Source organism: Pseudomonas sp. P1_F7, from assembly GCF_056405655.1.
The window spans coordinates 275,094-292,636 of the sequence record NZ_JBFUBR010000002.1 but is presented as its reverse complement, the minus strand read 5'-3'; the positions used below and the strand labels follow the sequence as shown (position 1 = coordinate 292,636).

The 17,543-nt window shown below is 59.1% G+C and carries 11 protein-coding genes; 9 read left to right on the top strand and 2 right to left on the bottom strand.

The annotated features are described in order from the left end of the window. Positions 1 to 3 precede the first annotated feature (3 nt). Positions 4 to 1,428, bottom strand: coding sequence for a DUF1254 domain-containing protein (locus tag AC1D1M_RS02970; RefSeq protein ID WP_477774454.1), 1,425 nt, complete (start codon positions 1,426 to 1,428; stop codon positions 4 to 6). 599 nt (positions 1,429 to 2,027) lie between these two features. On the opposite strand from AC1D1M_RS02970, the gene AC1D1M_RS02965 reads away from it, so the two are divergent. The 3 genes from AC1D1M_RS02965 to AC1D1M_RS02955 all read left to right on the top strand — a co-directional run bounded on the left by AC1D1M_RS02965 (position 2,028) and on the right by AC1D1M_RS02955 (position 6,453). After that, positions 2,028 to 4,589, top strand: coding sequence for an S-type pyocin domain-containing protein (locus AC1D1M_RS02965; RefSeq protein ID WP_477774453.1), 2,562 nt, complete (start codon positions 2,028 to 2,030; stop codon positions 4,587 to 4,589). Then, entirely contained in the window at positions 4,586 to 4,861 is a 276-nt protein-coding gene (locus AC1D1M_RS02960) for a bacteriocin immunity protein (protein ID WP_477774452.1), read from the top strand. The genes AC1D1M_RS02965 and AC1D1M_RS02960 overlap by 4 nt, the downstream gene beginning before the upstream one ends. 83 nt (positions 4,862 to 4,944) lie before the next feature. After that, the gene (locus AC1D1M_RS02955; protein ID WP_477774451.1) at positions 4,945 to 6,453 is read left to right on the top strand and encodes a bacteriocin immunity protein; all 1,509 of its coding nucleotides are present in this window, start codon (positions 4,945 to 4,947) and stop codon (positions 6,451 to 6,453) included. 75 nt (positions 6,454 to 6,528) lie between these two features. Here AC1D1M_RS02955 and AC1D1M_RS02950 read toward each other — a convergent pair whose 3' ends face one another. Then, positions 6,529 to 6,954 carry a YciI family protein gene (locus AC1D1M_RS02950; RefSeq protein WP_477774450.1) on the bottom strand — a complete coding sequence of 142 codons (426 nt, stop codon included), beginning with the start codon at positions 6,952 to 6,954 and terminating at the stop codon, positions 6,529 to 6,531. 178 nt (positions 6,955 to 7,132) lie between these two features. Between AC1D1M_RS02950 and AC1D1M_RS02945 the strand changes: the two genes are divergently transcribed. From AC1D1M_RS02945 to AC1D1M_RS02920, 6 genes are all read left to right on the top strand, one after another. Beyond that, on the top strand, positions 7,133 to 7,576 hold the full coding sequence (locus tag AC1D1M_RS02945; protein WP_477774449.1) for an SRPBCC family protein: 444 nt from the start codon (positions 7,133 to 7,135) through the stop codon (positions 7,574 to 7,576). Positions 7,577 to 7,722: 146 nt separating this feature from the next. Then, positions 7,723 to 8,223, top strand: coding sequence for a thiol peroxidase (tpx, locus tag AC1D1M_RS02940; RefSeq protein ID WP_477774448.1), 501 nt, complete (start codon positions 7,723 to 7,725; stop codon positions 8,221 to 8,223). A 178-nt stretch (positions 8,224 to 8,401) separates the two neighbouring features. Beyond that, positions 8,402 to 9,718 (top strand): MdtA/MuxA family multidrug efflux RND transporter periplasmic adaptor subunit, encoded by a 1,317-nt coding sequence (locus AC1D1M_RS02935; RefSeq protein WP_477774447.1) that lies wholly within the window; start codon positions 8,402 to 8,404, stop codon positions 9,716 to 9,718. Next, a complete protein-coding gene (locus AC1D1M_RS02930) occupies positions 9,715 to 12,819 on the top strand; it encodes an MdtB/MuxB family multidrug efflux RND transporter permease subunit (RefSeq protein ID WP_477774446.1) in 3,105 nt (1,034 codons plus the stop codon). Before AC1D1M_RS02935 ends, AC1D1M_RS02930 begins: the two co-directional genes overlap by 4 nt. After that, positions 12,816 to 15,923, top strand: coding sequence for an efflux RND transporter permease subunit (locus AC1D1M_RS02925; RefSeq protein WP_477774445.1), 3,108 nt, complete (start codon positions 12,816 to 12,818; stop codon positions 15,921 to 15,923). The genes AC1D1M_RS02930 and AC1D1M_RS02925 overlap by 4 nt, the downstream gene beginning before the upstream one ends. Continuing rightward, positions 15,920 to 17,401 carry an efflux transporter outer membrane subunit gene (locus AC1D1M_RS02920; protein ID WP_477774444.1) on the top strand — a complete coding sequence of 494 codons (1,482 nt, stop codon included), beginning with the start codon at positions 15,920 to 15,922 and terminating at the stop codon, positions 17,399 to 17,401. Before AC1D1M_RS02925 ends, AC1D1M_RS02920 begins: the two co-directional genes overlap by 4 nt. The last annotated feature ends 142 nt before the right edge of the window (positions 17,402 to 17,543 follow it).

Below are 17,543 nucleotides of genomic sequence, written 5' to 3'. Positions count from 1 at the left end.
CACTTATTGTTTTTGATTGACGGGGTTCAACAGCGGCATTTTCCACTGGCCGTTGGTGACTTCCGGTTTTGGCAGGTATAGACGCAGCACACCGTAGAACGGGCCATTCGGTGCCGGCAGCCAGTTGCTTTGCAAATCCTTGGCCGGTGCCTTGTGCTGCACGTAAAGGGTCAGGCCGCCATCCGCATCGAGCTTGAGGTCAGGCAGCATGCGCGAGTTGATCAGGTAGCGATTGAGCGGGTTGGCCACCAGCAGCTTGTTCTTGCCGTCATACATGGTCAGGGACCAGAACGCATCGGCCGGGGGCAGGGCGCCCTTGTCGAAATGCAGGGTGTAGTCATTTTTCGAGGCGTCAACCGGTTTGCCGTCCTTGTCGACGAAATAACCGATGTAGTTCGCCTCTTCGGCGGAGTTGCCGAAAATCCCCATGTTGGCGCCGGCATAGCGGTACAGGTAATTGCCCTTGAGGTGATCGCGGGTGCCGAAGAAATCACCACTGGTGACCTCGTGGGTATCGACTTTGGTTTTCTTGAACTCGGCAAACCCGGCCTTGGCATCGCTGATGCCGTCTTCCAGCGCTTTACGCTGTTCGGCGCTGAGTGTGTTCACGTTGAAAGGCTTGCCGGCCTCGACACCGATTTTAGCGAAGCGCGCTAAAAGGTCTTTTTCCACGTCCTGGGCCGGGGCAAACGACAGCATGAAATTAAGGTAACGGAACAGGTCCGGGGTTTCGCTCATGGTCGGCGTGGGTTTTGGCCAGTCGATCTTTGGTGCGGCAGCCGGCGCTTTGTGTTTGTCGTAATGACTCAGGGTCTCAACCTTGTAACCCTTCTGGATCTGCTTGACCTTGGCCAGGTCCTTTTCATCAAACAACTGCGTGCGGTACAGCGCATAGGCGATGTTGCTTTCACTACGCAGCAAGCGGTCAATGTTCAGCGGTTGCTGGCCCTGCCAGTTGGGCCCGGCGATCATGAAATGCCCACCGTTGTTGCCGGTGCTGCGGGTGCCCAGGTACGCAAAGTTTTGCGTATAGGCGTCGATCAGTTGCACCGAGTAATAACGATGCTCTTCGATGGGCGGCAGGGTCAGTACCAGTGGCTCGGCGCGCAGATCCATCCAGACAAAGGAGTAGGGCGTGTCGGCGTTCGGCGTGACAAACGCAGTGTCCTTGGCGGTGAAGGCCTTGGCGGTGTTGCCGATCTGGTTGAACGGCGCCTTGAAGTTCGGGCTCTTCTTGTCCACGGCCTGGGTGTAGAGGGTCTTGTACATCTCCACTACCGGGAAGCCGTACAAATAGGCTTCCCTGGCGATGGCCCGGGCTTCGTCGGGGGTGGCCGTAAAATCAGACCTGGCGTCCTGTGCGCCGACACCGCAGCTGGCAAACATGGTCATCAGGCTGAAACCGGCTGCGCGAAGGGCAACGTTCATGGATAGGTCCTTATGGCCTGAGCTGCTCGTGCGGCAGTCGTTTGGTGAACACATTGAGGGAGTCGCTGGCGCTCAATCCGGACGGAGTGGAGCGCAGGAAAGAAAGGCGTGTCAGCCGAATACCTTGCGGCGGGCGACAGGTTGGACGGGGTGTTGGGGTGTGCCAGGGTATAAAAGCAAGGCGTATGCAGATTCGCCAAAAGACAGGCGCGCATCTCCATATTTTTCGACATGATTCCCCCGATTCCCTGGTGGCTCATTGGGTACTCGGCCTTATTTTTGGCCGTTACTCCGTAATCCCTTTCTGAACGAGCCGTAGGACGCGTCAGATAGAGTTAAGCATCTAAATATGAGTTAGCCAGTCGAATGAGTTAATTCTTTCGTTTTGTGTGCAGTTTCTCGTTAATTTCGTGTACTAAAAAGTTAATGCATAACAGAGGGTTGGGGCCAAAAGCTCAAAGCGCCGTCACGTTGAGCGTGGCAGCAACGATCTTGAATCGCTCACGGTCGATGCTGGTTTATTGCACCCATATAAATATGTACCGCACCTGATCCCCACCCTATCGAGAACCTGTGCCCTACAGACAAGGAGAAACTGTATGGCACAACGAACATTGCATGATGGATCAATTGGGGACGTTGTCATCAGGTCGGGGCCGCCGGCCGCGGGTGGTGGCGGTGGGAGCGGTGGTGGTTTTGGCGGCAACCGTGTAGGCGCCTCTGGCAACTTTGGTGGCCCCAGCGCCAGGACCAAGGCGCTCAGGAGGCAGGCCAAGCTGGAGCTTGCCGCCAGGCAGGCAAAAGAGCAGGCAGAAGCCGTTGCCCGAGCCCAAGCGGCTCAAGAGCAGGCACGCCTGCAAACGCGGCAGCAACAACTTGAGGGTATGGCCCAGCGTCAAAGCGCCTTCAAGGTCGAGGCAGATCGCAGTTTTGCTGCCAGGGTTGAACAGCTTGCCTCATCGCTTGACGGTGAAGTCCTGGCTGCAAGACGGCCACCAGCTATCAATCCGAGCGAGCGCTGGCAGCTCTATCTCATTACCAGGGAAAAAATCGAAATCGACGGGCTGATTGCCCGCAAAACTGCAGAGTTCAGTGCTCAGGATTCGTTAGCCCGCTCATTCGATGGATACGATCCACTCGTCCGTTCGACTAGCGATTACATGGCGCGGCTGGATCAGTTCGGCGATGCACTCAACAGTGGTCACCAGGCTTGGGAAACCGCTTACAAAGCGGCCCATGAAGCGCAGTTGTTATCGGCGCAGATCAAGGCACTGACGGAGCGGTCTGCGACGCTGTCTCGGCGTCACGCGGAGCAGACCATTGTCTGGCGGGAAAGAGAGGCCATCTGGGAGCGTCATCGACAGGTTGCCGAGCAGCGTGATGCGCGGGTGCGGTTCAAGCAGCAGGCAGACGCCGATGTACGCATAGAGCGGTTGAAGCAGGCCAACACCTGCCGTTTTGCGGTCAATCCGTCGATGGCTGCCGTGTCGGCGCTTGCCATTCCCGGCGGGGCATCGGTTGCCGGGGCGGCCGATGCATTGGCAGTCGCGGTAACCCGGTCGGTTGAGTTGTTGGGTGAAGTTGCAGCGACGCTCACTGCTCGTCAGGTCGTGATGTTTACCGGAGGGATGCTTTATACATCCGAGTTGGGCAACGCAGAGTTAACGCCGGAACAACGTGCTCGCCTGTTTCACGCGGTTGCCGTCCCGGCGCACACACTGGAGCTTCACGACAGTCGAGAGTTGCAAGCCATTGCTGATGCGGGCGGCTCGGCGGAGGTTGAGTACCGCTTAAAGCCAGTAGTCGATGCCCAAGGCGCTGCGATCATTGTCGCCAGCACCGGTGCCGAGATCGACTCCTGGGTACCGGTGGTCAATGCGGCGCTGGACCCGTTGACCGGCGTGTACACCGCTGAAGTGCCCGGTTCCCCGACCCGTTATGTGGAATTCGCACCAGACACGGCGCCTCAAGCGCAGGTACCGAACCCGCAGCCCCTGGCTGTCACCCAACCACAGATTCTGGGCATACCGGCGGGTGTCGATTGGCGCATTCAGGACTGCATCGTTTGCGTGCCGGGGCTGGAGCCGATCTATCTGTCCTTCAATACCCCACCCATGGGCGCCGGTGTTGTCACGGGAACAGGTCAGCCGGTTACCAACGACTGGTGGAAAGCCGCTACACAGCCTGTAGGCGCAGCTATTCCGACGCTGATCGGCGATCAGTTTCGAGGTCGGGAGTTCACGTCGTTCGAGGCCTTCGACGAAGCGTTTTGGCGAACGCTCGGAGAGCATCACGAGATTGTTTCGCAATTTGACGAGGTTAACCAAAAACGCCTCGAACAAGGTTACGCCCCCTATGCGCCGAAAAGCACATGGGCCGGTGAAAACCGTGAGTTCGAATTGCGTTATCAGGAGCGGCCGGGGTTCTGGTCTGATCCTTTCGATCTCGATCAAATCAGCATCAAGACTCCGAGCAGCGCCGAGGGATGGATTGGCGTCGCACCGGCAGTTGTGCCTTGGCCGATTCCGCCAGCCACCACGTGGAAGCCTTTGGTGCCGCCAGGCAGTGAACTGCTTGGTTCGACCACATCGCCGATAACGCCTGTAGTTCCTGGTATTTATCCCGGCAGCCCGACCGTCCCTGTCCTACCTGAAAACGGGACGTTTCCGGCTGTTGATGAAGGGGAGATGGGTGCGAGTATTCCCGGGTTTCCAGGGGATATGGAACTGCCTTCGCCGGATGTTCTGTTTCTTGATCGGCGGGACGATCCGGGTGTCGCAACCGGGGTAGGTCAGGCGGTATCAGGTATATGGTTGGGTGAAACGACTCGAGGGGAGGGCGCGCCTGTTCCATTGCAAATTGCGGATCAGTTAAGGGGGAAGGAGTTTGCCAACTTCCATCGATTCAGGGAGGCGTTTTGGAGGGCTGTCGCAGCCGACAGTACGTTACGCGCGCAATTCAACTCAAGTAACTTGAGGTTTATGCGCAAAGGTCGTGCGCCTTTTCCTAGGGCAAGTGACAAGTATGGTGGTCGAGTCAAGTTTGAGCTCCATCACCAGTTAGAAATTGGGAAAGGGGGAGCGGTGTACGACATGGAAAATATTGTCGTAATGACACCTGAGCGGCATGTATTCGTGCATAAAGGACAAAATCAGCTATGAAAAATACTACGCGACTCGAAGATTACACTGAGTCTGAATTTCTCGACTTCCTTAGAGAGCTCTTTGAGGGGGGGGAGGAATTGGAGGCGAGTGAGTTCGATAATTACATGATTGCGCGCGTCAAGCACTTTGAGGTTGTCACCGAACACCCAGGCCGCTCTGACGTCATCTTCTACCCAAAAGAAGGTCAGGAAGACAGCCCTGAGGGAATCCTCAGGGAAGTTAAGGCGTGGCGAGCAGCGAATAACAAACCAGGCTTCAAATCGGAATGATTAACGGGCCACCTGCCCATCTTCCAATGAGCAGGTGCCGAGACCCTCGGCCATTCACAAGAAAATACAAGGAAGTACCAAGGATGGAACTCAAGGCAACCCTTCAGGACTACACGGCAACAGAATTCCAAACCCTGGTTGAACGGATTTGGGCCGTTGATTTACCCAGGCAGGATCATGATCGGCTGATCAATCACTTTGACCGGGTTGTTGACCACCCCAGTGGCACGGACTTGCTGTTTTACCCGGACGACCAGTTTGGTGAGAACAGCCCGGACTGGGTGGTGCATCACATCAAGGGATGGCACCAACAACAAGGCATTGTGGGGTTCAAGCCGGAGACTGCACCGGTCTCTCGCCCGTTCGTATCAATGAGCAATCTCGCCCGTAATCTTACCGGCGTGCAAGAAGTCGCAGCAGACGTGGCCGAATCAGAACGTGTCGTTACAGTTGCGTTCGGTGTTTTGGAACAGGGCATTCAGCAGGCGCATATTCAACAGGGTGTTCCTGTGACTGTCTCTGCGCAGGAAACGAGTATCCGATCCCTGGAAAACGCTCATCATGAAACACAGATTGCCATCAGGAAATTTGAAAGCTTAGAAATGCGCGCAAGGTTCGCCAGGGACAACGCCCAGTCAAGCCTGGCATTTGCGGGAAAAGAATTGGCGCAGTGGCAAAGCATCGTTCAGCAAATCAGCGCTACCTACGACCGTTACATTGTGCAGAGGTCGGGAATCACTCAGCGCCATCGTGCACTGCATGATCAGGCCGAAGCGTTGTTGATAGCCGCAAAGCAACAGTTGCTTCGCGCACGAGCGCTGGCGGACGTTGGCGTAATGCAAACAGCAAGAGTCATCACCGCCCCATTGATGCTTGCCGATAAACGCCCGGACTTACTACTGTCGGGGGATACCTCGGAGTTACTGCGGCCTGAACGGGTGGATCTACGAACAGCCATTCGATCTGCTGTTGCCGAGTTAACTTGGCGCAAGACTGCAGGAGAGTCGACGGACGAAAGCTGCAATGCAGGCGTGCTGCAATTTGAGTTTTCCAGTCGCGCGGATACACAGGTTTTTGGTCTGAGCGTGCTTTTGTCCGAACTTTTCCCCACTGAAGGCGTGGACTGGTCGACGTTGGCTGCCCGCCAAGGCGAAATTGACCTTCCTTACAGAATGGGCGCCACCGTCGTACCCGCTAAACCGGGAACGATGTTTCGAGGGCTGCGCGAGATCAAGGCACTGGTGCAAATCCAGGTTTCAGCAACCGGCTCAAAAACATCGGCTACGCCAGTTGGGGTCAGGGCCGCACGGTACGACCGGCAAACAGACACCTTTGTTTTTACGGGTGATGGTAACGCCCGCATCACGGTCCAATGGCCCGTCCGTCCCAACCCTGAAACAAATATGCCTGCGTCTCCAGCTTCATTGCCTCGACTTGGGGTTGTTCACGTATCGACGGTTCCTGCAATTGAACGCGAGGTATATACCGCTGCGGACAGGCTGTTTGATGATTACATCGTTGTCTTCCCCTCAGAATTTGGGCTTGAACCGCTCTACGTCATGTTCGGGAGTGAGCGTGAGTACCCGGTATAAGGGATGAGTAGCGGTGGGGCGGTCATGTCCTTAAATTAACTGGACTTAAGGACATGACCGTTCGATTTGGCGGTTTCAGTTTTTCTTCGCCTGCTCCCAAACCCGCTCTTCCTGCTCGCGCAGTTCAGGTGTGAATTCGGCACCAAAGTCTTCGGCTTCAAACACCTGACGAATCTCGATCTCGGCCTCGGTGCCCGGCATCGGGTTGGGGCAGCGCTTGACCCACTCGATGGCTTCTTCCCTGGACTTCACTTTCCACAACCAGAAACCGGCAATCAGCTCCTTGGTTTCGATGAAGGGGCCGTCGATTACCGAGCGTTGGTCTCCCGAAAACTTCACGCGGGCGCCTTTGCTGCTCGGTTGCAGGCCTTCGCCAGCAAGCATGATGCCGGCCTTGACCAGCTCTTCGTTGTAGTTGCCCATGGCGGTCAACAGTTCCTGGCTGGGCATCACACCGGCTTCGGAATCCTGGCTGGCCTTGATGATGATCATAAATCGCATGGTGATGTCTCCGTTGTAATTGAGTGAGTCGCTTAATGGTCGAATGGCTGCGTTGCAAATCGACAGCCCCTCGAAAAAATTGTCGTAGCAGACACTTTGGCAGGTTTCATTTCGACCGCCATTTCGCTACACCGTATTTCTGGCGAGCCTGTCCAACGATCAAAGGAATGTTTCCTGTATGCCAATTCTGGAACTCACCACACTCATCCCGGGTCGCACGCCCGAACAGGTCCTCGATTTCTGCCTGGAAGGCGTCAATTTTCCAAGGATTTTTCCCGAACGCATTACCCCGCTGGGCGATATCGATCTGAACAACTTGCGGATTGAAGCCGGGCGGCAATTCCGCTTTCGCCATTGGATGTTCAATGTGATTCCGTCGGACTGGACGGTGGTGATCCGTGAAGTCGGTGAAATGCATTTCATCGACGAGATGCTAAAGGGGCCGATGCGTGCCTTTCGTCATGAACATCGGGTCGAGGCGGGAGAGGGCGGTACGCTATATACCGACCGGGTGACGTATTCGGCGATCGGGGGGGTGCCATTGGAGTGGTTGCAGGTCAATGGCTACATGCGGCGGATTTTCGAGGCGCGACATCGCAATATGCTGCAGTTACTCAAGTGACACCGCTCCCACAGATTTGTGGGTTGTATCCAGTTTTGTGTGCTGATACATGACAATTTATGTTTGACCGTAGGTCGTCGGACAATTTCGTGGTTAACTTCGGCCTCGTCAAAACACTCCACACCAACGTCAGAAGGACTCCGTTCATGGCTCAAGTCACTCTTAAAGGCAACCCGGTTCAAGTCAACGGCCAACTGCCACAAGCCGGTTCCAAGGCGCCAGCCTTTTCCCTGGTTGCCGGCAATCTGTCCGACGTCACCCTGAAAGACTTTGCCGGCAAGCGCAAAGTGCTGAACATCTTCCCAAGCATCGACACCCCGACCTGCGCCACCTCCGTGCGCCAGTTCAACGCCAAGGCCGGCAGCGTCGACAACACCGTGGTGCTGTGCATCTCTGCTGACCTGCCGTTCGCCCAGGCCCGTTTCTGTGGCGCCGAAGGCCTGGAAAACGTACAGAACCTGTCGACCCTGCGCGGCGCCGAGTTCATCCAGAACTACGGCGTGGCCATCGCCGAGGGCCCGCTCAAAGGCCTGACCGCCCGTGCCGTTGTGGTTCTGGACGAAAACGACAACGTGCTGCACAGCGAACTGGTTGGCGAAATCGCTGACGAGCCGAACTACGAAGCTGCACTTGCTGTTCTGAAATAAGTCGGGCTTTACAATGTTTAACGGCCTGGCTCTGTCCAGGCCGTTTTCATTTGTGCTTCAGTGTCTTACACAAAACTCCTGTTACGTAAGCCAAAGGTAAATTGCCGGTAAAGGCGCTTTGCTTAAAACCCGCCAGTGCTTATCGTTCAGCATCATGTAAAAAAAGCCCACGCGCCCAATGGTTGATCACTCAATGCAATCCTCCGCTTCCCGTAGTCCTCGTCGCTGGCTGTTCGGCCTGCTTGTCCTGTTGGTCATCGCCGCCCTGTGCTGGAAATTCTGGCCCGGCAGCGCTGCACCCAAAGAGGCTGCGGGGCAGAAAGCTGTCGCTGGGCATACCGGCAGGTCAGGCGGGATGCGTCCTGGATTCGGTGGCGCGTCCGGGCCGGTACCGGTGCGTGTGGCGCCGGCAGTCAAGGGGGATTTTCCTCTGTATTTCAAGGCGCTGGGCACGGTCACGGCGCTGAACACCATCAATGTCCGCAGCCGCGTCGGCGGTGAGCTGGTCAAGATCTATTTCGAAGAAGGGCAGATGGTCAAGGCCGGCGACCTGCTGGCCGAAATCGACCCGCGCCCGTACCAGAATGCCTTGCTGCAGGCCGAAGGCACCTTGCTGCAGAATCAGGCGCAGCTGAAAAACGCCCAGGTCGACGTCGAGCGCTATCGCGGCCTGTACCGCGAAGACAGTATCGCCAAACAGACCCTGGACACCGCCGAAGCGCTGGTCGGCCAATTCCAGGGCACGGTCAAGACCAATCAGGCAGCGGTCAACGACGCCAAACTCAACCTCGAATTCACCAGGATCCGCGCACCGATCACCGGTCGCGTTGGCCTGCGTCAACTGGACGTCGGCAACCTGGTAGCGGCCAACGACACCACCGCATTGGCGATCATCACCCAGACCCAACCGATCAGCGTGGCTTTCACCCTGCCGGAAAACAACCTCGATACAGTACTCGCCCGTTATCGTAGCGGCGCCAAATTGCCGGCTGAAGCCTGGGATCGCGGTGATACCAAATTGCAGGCCACTGGCGTGCTGCAGAGCCTGGACAACCAGATCGACGTCACCACCGGCACCCTGAAATTCAAGGCCCGTTACGAGAACCTTGATCAGTCGCTGTTCCCCAACCAGTTCGTCAATGTGCGCCTGTTGGCCGACACCCTCAAAGACGTAGTACTGGCGCCTTCCGCCGCGATCCAGTTCGGCACTAACGGCACGTTCGCCTATGCCCTGGACGGTGACAAGAAGGTCAAGATCCGTCAGTTGAAAGTCGGCGCCAGTGACGGCGTGAACACCGTGGTCACCGAAGGCCTGTCGGCGGGCGACCGGGTCGTGTTGGAGGGCACTGACCGCCTGAAGGACGGCAGCGACGTGGAGGTGGTCAACGACAGCCAGGACGTGCCGACCACGCCAACCGAACACCTGCAAGGCAAGTCGGCGACCAACGCGGCTGAGCCCGCGACCACTGACAAGGCGAAAAAGGGCGGCGCATGAATCTCTCGCGGCTGTTCATCCTTCGCCCGGTAGCCACCACGCTGAGCATGTTGGCCATTATCCTGGCCGGCGTGATCGCCTATCGGTTGCTACCGGTTTCGGCGCTGCCCCAGGTCGATTACCCGACCATTCGCGTCATGACCCTGTACCCCGGCGCCAGCCCGGATGTCATGACCAGCGCGGTGACTGCACCGCTTGAGCGGCAGTTCGGGCAAATGCCCGGCCTGACGCAAATGGCTTCCACCAGTTCCGGTGGCGCGTCGGTGCTGACCCTGCGTTTCAGTCTCGACATCAATATGGACGTGGCCGAGCAACAAGTGCAGGCAGCGATCAACGCCGCGACCAACTTGCTGCCCAAGGACTTGCCGGCGCCGCCGGTGTACAACAAGGTCAACCCGGCCGACACACCGGTGCTGACCCTGGCGATCACTTCCAAGACCATGTTGCTGCCCAAACTCAACGATCTGGTCGACACCCGCATGGCGCAGAAAATCGCCCAGATCAGCGGTGTCGGCATGGTCAGCATTGCCGGCGGTCAACGCCAGGCCGTGCGGATCAAGGTCAACCCGGAAGCGCTGGCCGCCAATGGCCTGAACCTGTCGGATGTGCGCACCCTGATCGGCGCGTCCAACGTCAACCAGCCCAAGGGCAACTTCGACGGCCCGACTCGGGTCTCGATGCTCGATGCCAACGATCAACTGACGTCGCCCAAGGACTACGCCAACCTGATTCTGGCTTACGCCAACGGCGCGCCGTTGCGACTCAAGGACGTGGCGGAAATCGTCGACGGCGCCGAAAACGAGCGACTCGCTGCGTGGGCCAACGAAAACCAGGCCGTGCTGCTGAATATCCAGCGTCAGCCCGGCGCCAACGTGATCGAGGTGGTGGACCGGATCAAGGCCCTGCTGCCGAGCATCACCGACAACCTGCCGGCCGGCCTCGACGTGATGGTCCTGACCGACCGCACCCAGACCATCCGCGCCTCGGTCAAGGACGTGCAGCACGAATTGCTGATCGCCATCGCCCTGGTGGTCATGGTCACTTTCCTGTTTCTACGTCGCGCCAGCGCCACGATCATTCCGTCGGTGGCCGTGCCGCTGTCGCTGATCGGTACGTTTGGCGTGATGTACCTGGCCGGGTTCTCGGTCAATAACCTGACCCTGATGGCCCTGACCATCGCCACCGGTTTCGTGGTGGATGATGCGATCGTCATGCTGGAGAACATTGCGCGTTTTATCGAGGAGGGCGACAGCCCGCTGAACGCGGCGCTCAAAGGTGCCAAGCAGATCGGTTTCACCCTGATCTCCCTGACGTTGTCGCTGATCGCCGTGCTGATCCCGCTGCTGTTCATGGCGGACGTGGTCGGGCGGCTATTCCGCGAGTTCGCCATCACCCTGGCGGTGGCGATCCTGATTTCCCTGGTGGTTTCCCTGACCCTGACGCCGATGATGTGCGCGCGGTTGCTCAAGCGTGAACCCAAGGAAGCAGAGCAGGGCCGTTTCTACCGTGCCAGCGGTGCGTTCATCGATTGGATGATCGCCGCCTACGGACGCAAGTTGCAGTGGGTGCTCAAGCATCAGCCACTGACCCTGATGGTGGCCATTGGCACTTTGGCGCTGACGGTATTCCTGTACATGGTGGTGCCCAAGGGCTTCTTCCCGGTGCAGGACACCGGCGTCATTCAGGGTATTTCCGAAGCACCGCAATCGATTTCCTTTGCGGCCATGAGCGAGCGCCAGCAGGAACTGGCCAAGGTGATTCTGGCCGACCCGGCCGTCGAGAGCCTGTCCTCCTACATTGGCGTGGATGGCGACAACTCGACCCTCAATAGCGGTCGCTTGCTGATCAACCTCAAGTCGCACCACGACCGCGACCTGAGCGCCACGCAAGTGATTGCCCGCCTGCAACCGGAACTCGACAAACTGGTCGGCATTCGCCTGTTCATGCAGCCGGTGCAGGACCTGACCATCGAAGACCGGGTCAGCCGCACGCAGTATCAGTTCAGCATGTCGTCGCCCGACTCGGAGTTGCTGAGCCTGTGGAGCGGGCGCCTGGTGGAGGCCTTGGCCGACCGGCCGGAATTGACCGACGTTGCCAGTGATTTGCAGGACAAGGGTTTGCAGGTCTACCTGGTGATCGACCGCGATGCGGCGTCGCGGGTCGGGGTGTCGGTGTCGAACATCACCGATGCGCTGTATGACGCCTTTGGTCAGCGGCAGATTTCCACCATCTACACCCAGGCCAGTCAGTACCGCGTGGTGCTGCAATCGCAGTCCGGCGAGAAGATCGGCCCAGATGCGTTGAACCAGATTCACGTCAAGACTACCGATGGCGGTCAGGTGCGCCTGTCGAGCCTGGCGCATATCGAGGAGCGTCAGGCGCAACTGGCGATCACCCACATCGGCCAGTTCCCGGCGGTGATGATGTCCTTCAACCTGGCGCCTGGCGTGGCGCTGGGGCATGCGGTAGAGATCATCGAGCAGGTGCAGAAGGACATCGGCATGCCGATTGGCGTGCAGACCCAGTTCCAGGGCGCGGCGGAGGCTTTTCAGGCGTCGTTGTCGAGCACCTTGCTGCTGATTCTGGCGGCGGTGGTGACCATGTACATCGTGCTGGGCGTGCTCTACGAGAGCTACATCCACCCGATCACCATCCTCTCGACCTTGCCTTCGGCGGCGGTGGGCGCCTTGCTGGCGTTGATCCTGAGCGGCAATGACCTGGGCATGATCGCGATCATCGGCATCATTCTGCTGATCGGCATCGTGAAGAAGAACGCGATCATGATGATCGACTTCGCCCTCGACGCCGAGCGCAATCAGGGCATGGATCCGCAGACGGCGATCTATCAGGCGGCTTTGCTGCGTTTCCGGCCGATCCTGATGACTACCCTGGCGGCTTTGTTCGGTGCCGTGCCGTTGATGCTGGCCACCGGTTCCGGCGCGGAACTGCGCCAGCCGCTGGGTCTGGTGATGGTCGGCGGCCTGTTGCTGAGCCAGATTCTGACCCTGTTCACCACACCGGTGATTTACCTGTACTTCGACCGTCTCGGTCGGCGCTGGGGCCGCAAGCCTGAGTCCGTGGATGCGGTAGAGCTGCCATGAACCTTTCCGGACCTTTCATCAAGCGCCCGGTCGCGACCATGTTGCTGAGCCTGGCGATTATGCTGCTGGGTGGGGTGAGCTTCGGTTTACTGCCCGTGTCGCCGCTGCCGCAAATGGACTTTCCGGTGATCGTGGTCCAGGCCAGCCTGCCCGGGGCCAGCCCCGAGGTGATGGCGTCGACGGTGGCCACGCCGCTGGAACGCTCCTTCGGCACCATTGCCGGGGTCAACACCATGAGCAGCCGGTCCAGCCAGGGATCGACCCGGGTGATCCTGCAATTCGACCTCGACCGCGACATCAATGGCGCGGCGCGGGAAGTGCAGGCGGCCATCAATGCCTCGCGCAACCTGCTGCCCAGCGGGATGCGCAGCATGCCGACCTACAAGAAGGTCAACCCGTCCCAGGCGCCGATCATGGTGCTGTCGCTGACGTCCGATGTGCTGGAAAAAGGCCAGCTCTATGACCTGGCCTCGACGATTCTGTCCCAAAGCCTGTCCCAGGTGCAGGGCGTCGGCGAGGTGCAGATTGGCGGCAGTTCGCTGCCGGCGGTGCGTATAGAGCTCGAACCGCAGTCGCTGAACCAGTACGGCGTGGCCCTGGACGATGTGCGTAACACCATCGCCAATGCCAACGTGCGCCGGCCCAAGGGCTCGGTGGAAGACGATCAACGGCTGTGGCAGGTCCAGGCCAACGACCAGCTGGAAAAAGCCAAGGACTACGAGTCGCTGATCATCCACTACAACGGCGGCGCGGCCCTGCGCCTGAAGGATGTGGCGAAGGTCAGCGATGGCGTCGAGGACCGCTACAACAGCGGTTTCTTCAACGATGACGCGGCGGTGCTGCTGGTGATCAACCGCCAGGCCGGCGCCAACATCATCGAGACGGTCAACGAGATCAAGGCCCAGTTGCCGGCATTGCAGGCGGTGCTGCCGGCCAGCGTCAAGCTGAACCTGGCCATGGACCGCTCGCCGGTGATCAAGGCGACGCTGCACGAAGCGGAAATGACCCTGCTGATCGCTGTGGCGCTGGTGATTCTGGTGGTGTTCCTGTTCCTCGGTAACTTCCGCGCCTCGCTGATTCCGACCCTGGCGGTGCCGGTGTCGCTGGTCGGCACCTTTGCCGTGATGTACCTCTACGGCTTTTCGCTGAACAACCTGTCGCTGATGGCGCTGATCCTGGCCACCGGGCTGGTGGTGGACGATGCCATCGTGGTGCTGGAGAACATTTCCCGGCACATCGACGAAGGCGTGCGGCCGATGAAGGCCGCGTACCTCGGCGCCCAGGAAGTCGGTTTTACCTTGCTGTCGATGAACGTTTCGCTGGTGGCGGTGTTCCTGTCGATCCTGTTCATGGGCGGGATCATTGAAAGCCTGTTCCGCGAATTTTCCATCACCCTGGCGGCGGCCATCGTGGTCTCGTTGCTGGTATCGCTGACCCTGACGCCGATGCTCTGCGCCCGCTGGCTCAAACCACACACGCCGGGGCAGGAGAACCGTCTGCAACGCTGGAGCCGGCGGACCAACGACTGGATGGTCGGCAAATACGCCACCAGCCTCGACTGGGTGCTGCGCCACAAGCGTCTGACCTTGCTCAGTCTGTTCGTGACGATTGGTGTGAACATTGCGTTGTATGTAGTTGTTCCTAAAACGTTTTTGCCGCAACAGGATACCGGCCAGCTGATCGGTTTCGTGCGTGGCGACGACGGCCTGTCGTTCAGTGTGATGCAGCCGAAGATGGAGATTTTCCGCCGGGCGGTGTTGAAGGACGAGGCGGTAGAAAGCGTCGCAGGGTTCATTGGCGGTAACAATGGCACCAACAACGCCTTCATGCTGGTGCGCCTGAAGCCGATCAAGGAACGCAACATTTCCGCGCAGAAAGTCATCGAACGCCTGCGCAAGGAGATGCCCAAGGTTCCCGGTGCGCAACTGATGCTCATGGCGGACCAGGACCTGCAATTCGGTGGCGGACGCGAGCAGACCTCGTCGCAGTATTCCTACATCCTGCAAAGCGGGGATCTGGGGGCATTGCGCGAGTGGTATCCGAAAGTCGTCACCGCACTCAGGGCCTTGCCGGAGCTGACGGCGATAGACGCGCGGGAAGGCCGGGGCGCCCGACAAGTGACCCTGATCGTCGACCGCGACCAGGCCAAGCGCCTGGGTGTCGACATGGACATGGTCACGGCGGTGCTGAACAACGCCTACAGCCAGCGGCAGATTTCGACCATCTACGACAGCCTCAACCAGTATCAGGTGGTGATGGAGGTCAATCCGAAGTATGCCCAGGACCCGATCACCCTCAAGCAGGTCCAGGTGATCACCGCTGACGGCGCGCGGATCCCGCTGTCGACCATCGCCCATTACGAAAACAGCCTGGAAAACGACCGGGTCAGCCACGAAGGTCAGTTTGCTTCGGAGAGTATTGCCTTCGACATGGCCGAAGGCGTGACCGTGGAGCAGGGCGGTGCCGCCATCGAGCGGGCGATTGCCAAGGTCGGCCTGCCGGAAGACGTGATCGCAAAAATGGCCGGCACAGCCGACGCTTTCGCGGCGACTCAAAAAAGTCAGCCGTGGATGATTCTGGGGGCGCTGGTGGCAGTGTATCTGGTCTTGGGTGTGTTGTATGAAAGCTACATACACCCGTTGACGATTCTCTCGACCCTGCCGTCGGCCGGGGTCGGCGCGTTGCTGTCGATCTATGCGCTGGGCGGCGAGTTCAGCCTGATTTCGTTGCTGGGGCTGTTTTTGCTGATCGGCGTGGTGAAGAAAAACGCGATTCTGATGATCGACCTGGCGTTGCAGCTGGAGCGAAACCAGGGCATGGCACCGCTGGAATCGATTCGCAGCGCCTGCCTGCAACGTCTGCGACCTATCCTGATGACCACCCTGGCGGCGATCCTCGGTGCCTTGCCGTTGCTGCTGAGCCGCGCCGAAGGGGCGGAAATGCGTCAGCCGCTGGGCCTGACCATCATCGGCGGGCTGATCTTCAGTCAGGTGCTGACGCTTTACACCACCCCGGTGGTTTACCTCTATCTCGACCAACTGCGCCATCGCTTCAATAAATGGCGTGGGGTGCGTACCGATGCTGCTCTGGAAACTCCGCTATGACTGAACGTTCGCTTTTCAACCTGGCTGCACCGCTGATCACGGCTCGAGGCTCGCGTCTGTTGAGCCTGTCACTGTGTGTGGCGATGCTCAGTGCCTGCGCCGTCGGCCCGGATTACCAGCGCCCGCAAACCGCCGAGCCGGCGCAATACAAGGCAGCAGAGGGCTGGCGTCAGGCCAATCCCAGCGATGCCCTGGCGCGTGGTGCGTGGTGGGAGTTGTATGGCGATCGGCAGCTCAACGACCTGATCGAAAAACTCAACAGCGCCAACCAGACCGTCGCCCAGTCCGAAGCGCAGTACCGCCAGGCCCAGGCCTTGGTGCGCAGCGCACGCGGGGCGTTTTTCCCGACGGTCGACCTGAACGTCAGCAAGAACCGTTCAAGCCAGGGCACCGGCAGCAGCAACTCCAGCCTGAGCAGTTCTTCCAGCGGTATTCGCGACACATACTCGGCCCAGGCGGGCGTCAGTTGGGAAGCAGATGTGTGGGGCAAGCTGCGCCGGGGCCTCGAAGCCGACACCGCGAATGCCCAGGCCAGCTTTGCCGATCTGGCGGCCATGCGCCTGAGTCAACAGTCGGAGCTGGTGCAGAATTACCTGCAATTGCGCGTGATCGATGGCCAGAAACGCTTGCTCCAGGACACGGTCGAGGCTTATCAGCGCTCGCTGAAGATGACCGAGAACCAGTACCGCGCAGGCGTATCGGGCAAGGACGCCGTGGCCCAGGCCCAGACACAGCTCAAAGGCACCGAAGCCGATATGGTTGACCTGATCTGGCAACGCGCCCAGTTCGAAAACGCCATTGCCGTACTGATCGGCCTGCCACCGTCGGAATTCAGCCTGGCGGAAAGCCAGGATATTCCGCAGTTGCCGCAGGTACCGCCGGCCCTGCCTTCGCAGTTGCTGGAGCGACGCCCGGACATCGCTTCCGCCGAGCGCTCGGTGATGGCTGCCAACGCCAACATCGGCGTGGCCAAGGCCGCCTATTACCCCGACCTGACATTGAACATGAACGGCGGTTACAGCAGCAGCACCTATTCCAACTGGATCAGCCTGCCGAACCGCTTCTGGTCGGTCGGACCGCAATTGGCCATGACCCTGTTCGACGGCGGCCAGCGCTCGGCAGAAGTCGACCGCAGTGAAGCGGCCTATGACGAAACGGTGGCCAAGTATCGCCAGACCGTGCTGGACGGTTTCCGCGAGGTGGAAAACTTCCTGGTGCAGCTCAAGGTGCTTGAAGACGAAGCCGTCGTGCGCCAACAGGCACTGGACGCCGCCCGTGAATCGTTGCGCCTGACCCAGAACCAGTACAAGGCCGGTTTGATTGCGTACATCGATGTGGTAGTGACCCAGGCGGCGGCGCTGAGCAATGAGCGCAGTAACCTGGACCTGTTGCAAAGCCGCTTGATAGCCAGCGTGCAGTTGATTGCTGCGTTGGGGGGTGGCTGGGATGGGCAGCTTGAGGTGAGCGAAAACCGATAGCGCAATCTAACGCACGCAAAAAAACCTGTGGGAGCGAGCTTGCTCGCGATGGCTGCGTCACATTCAGCATGGATGTTGCCTGACCCACCGCTATCGCGAGCAAGCTCGCTCCCACAGGGATTGTGGCGCCAGCAGCTTGAAG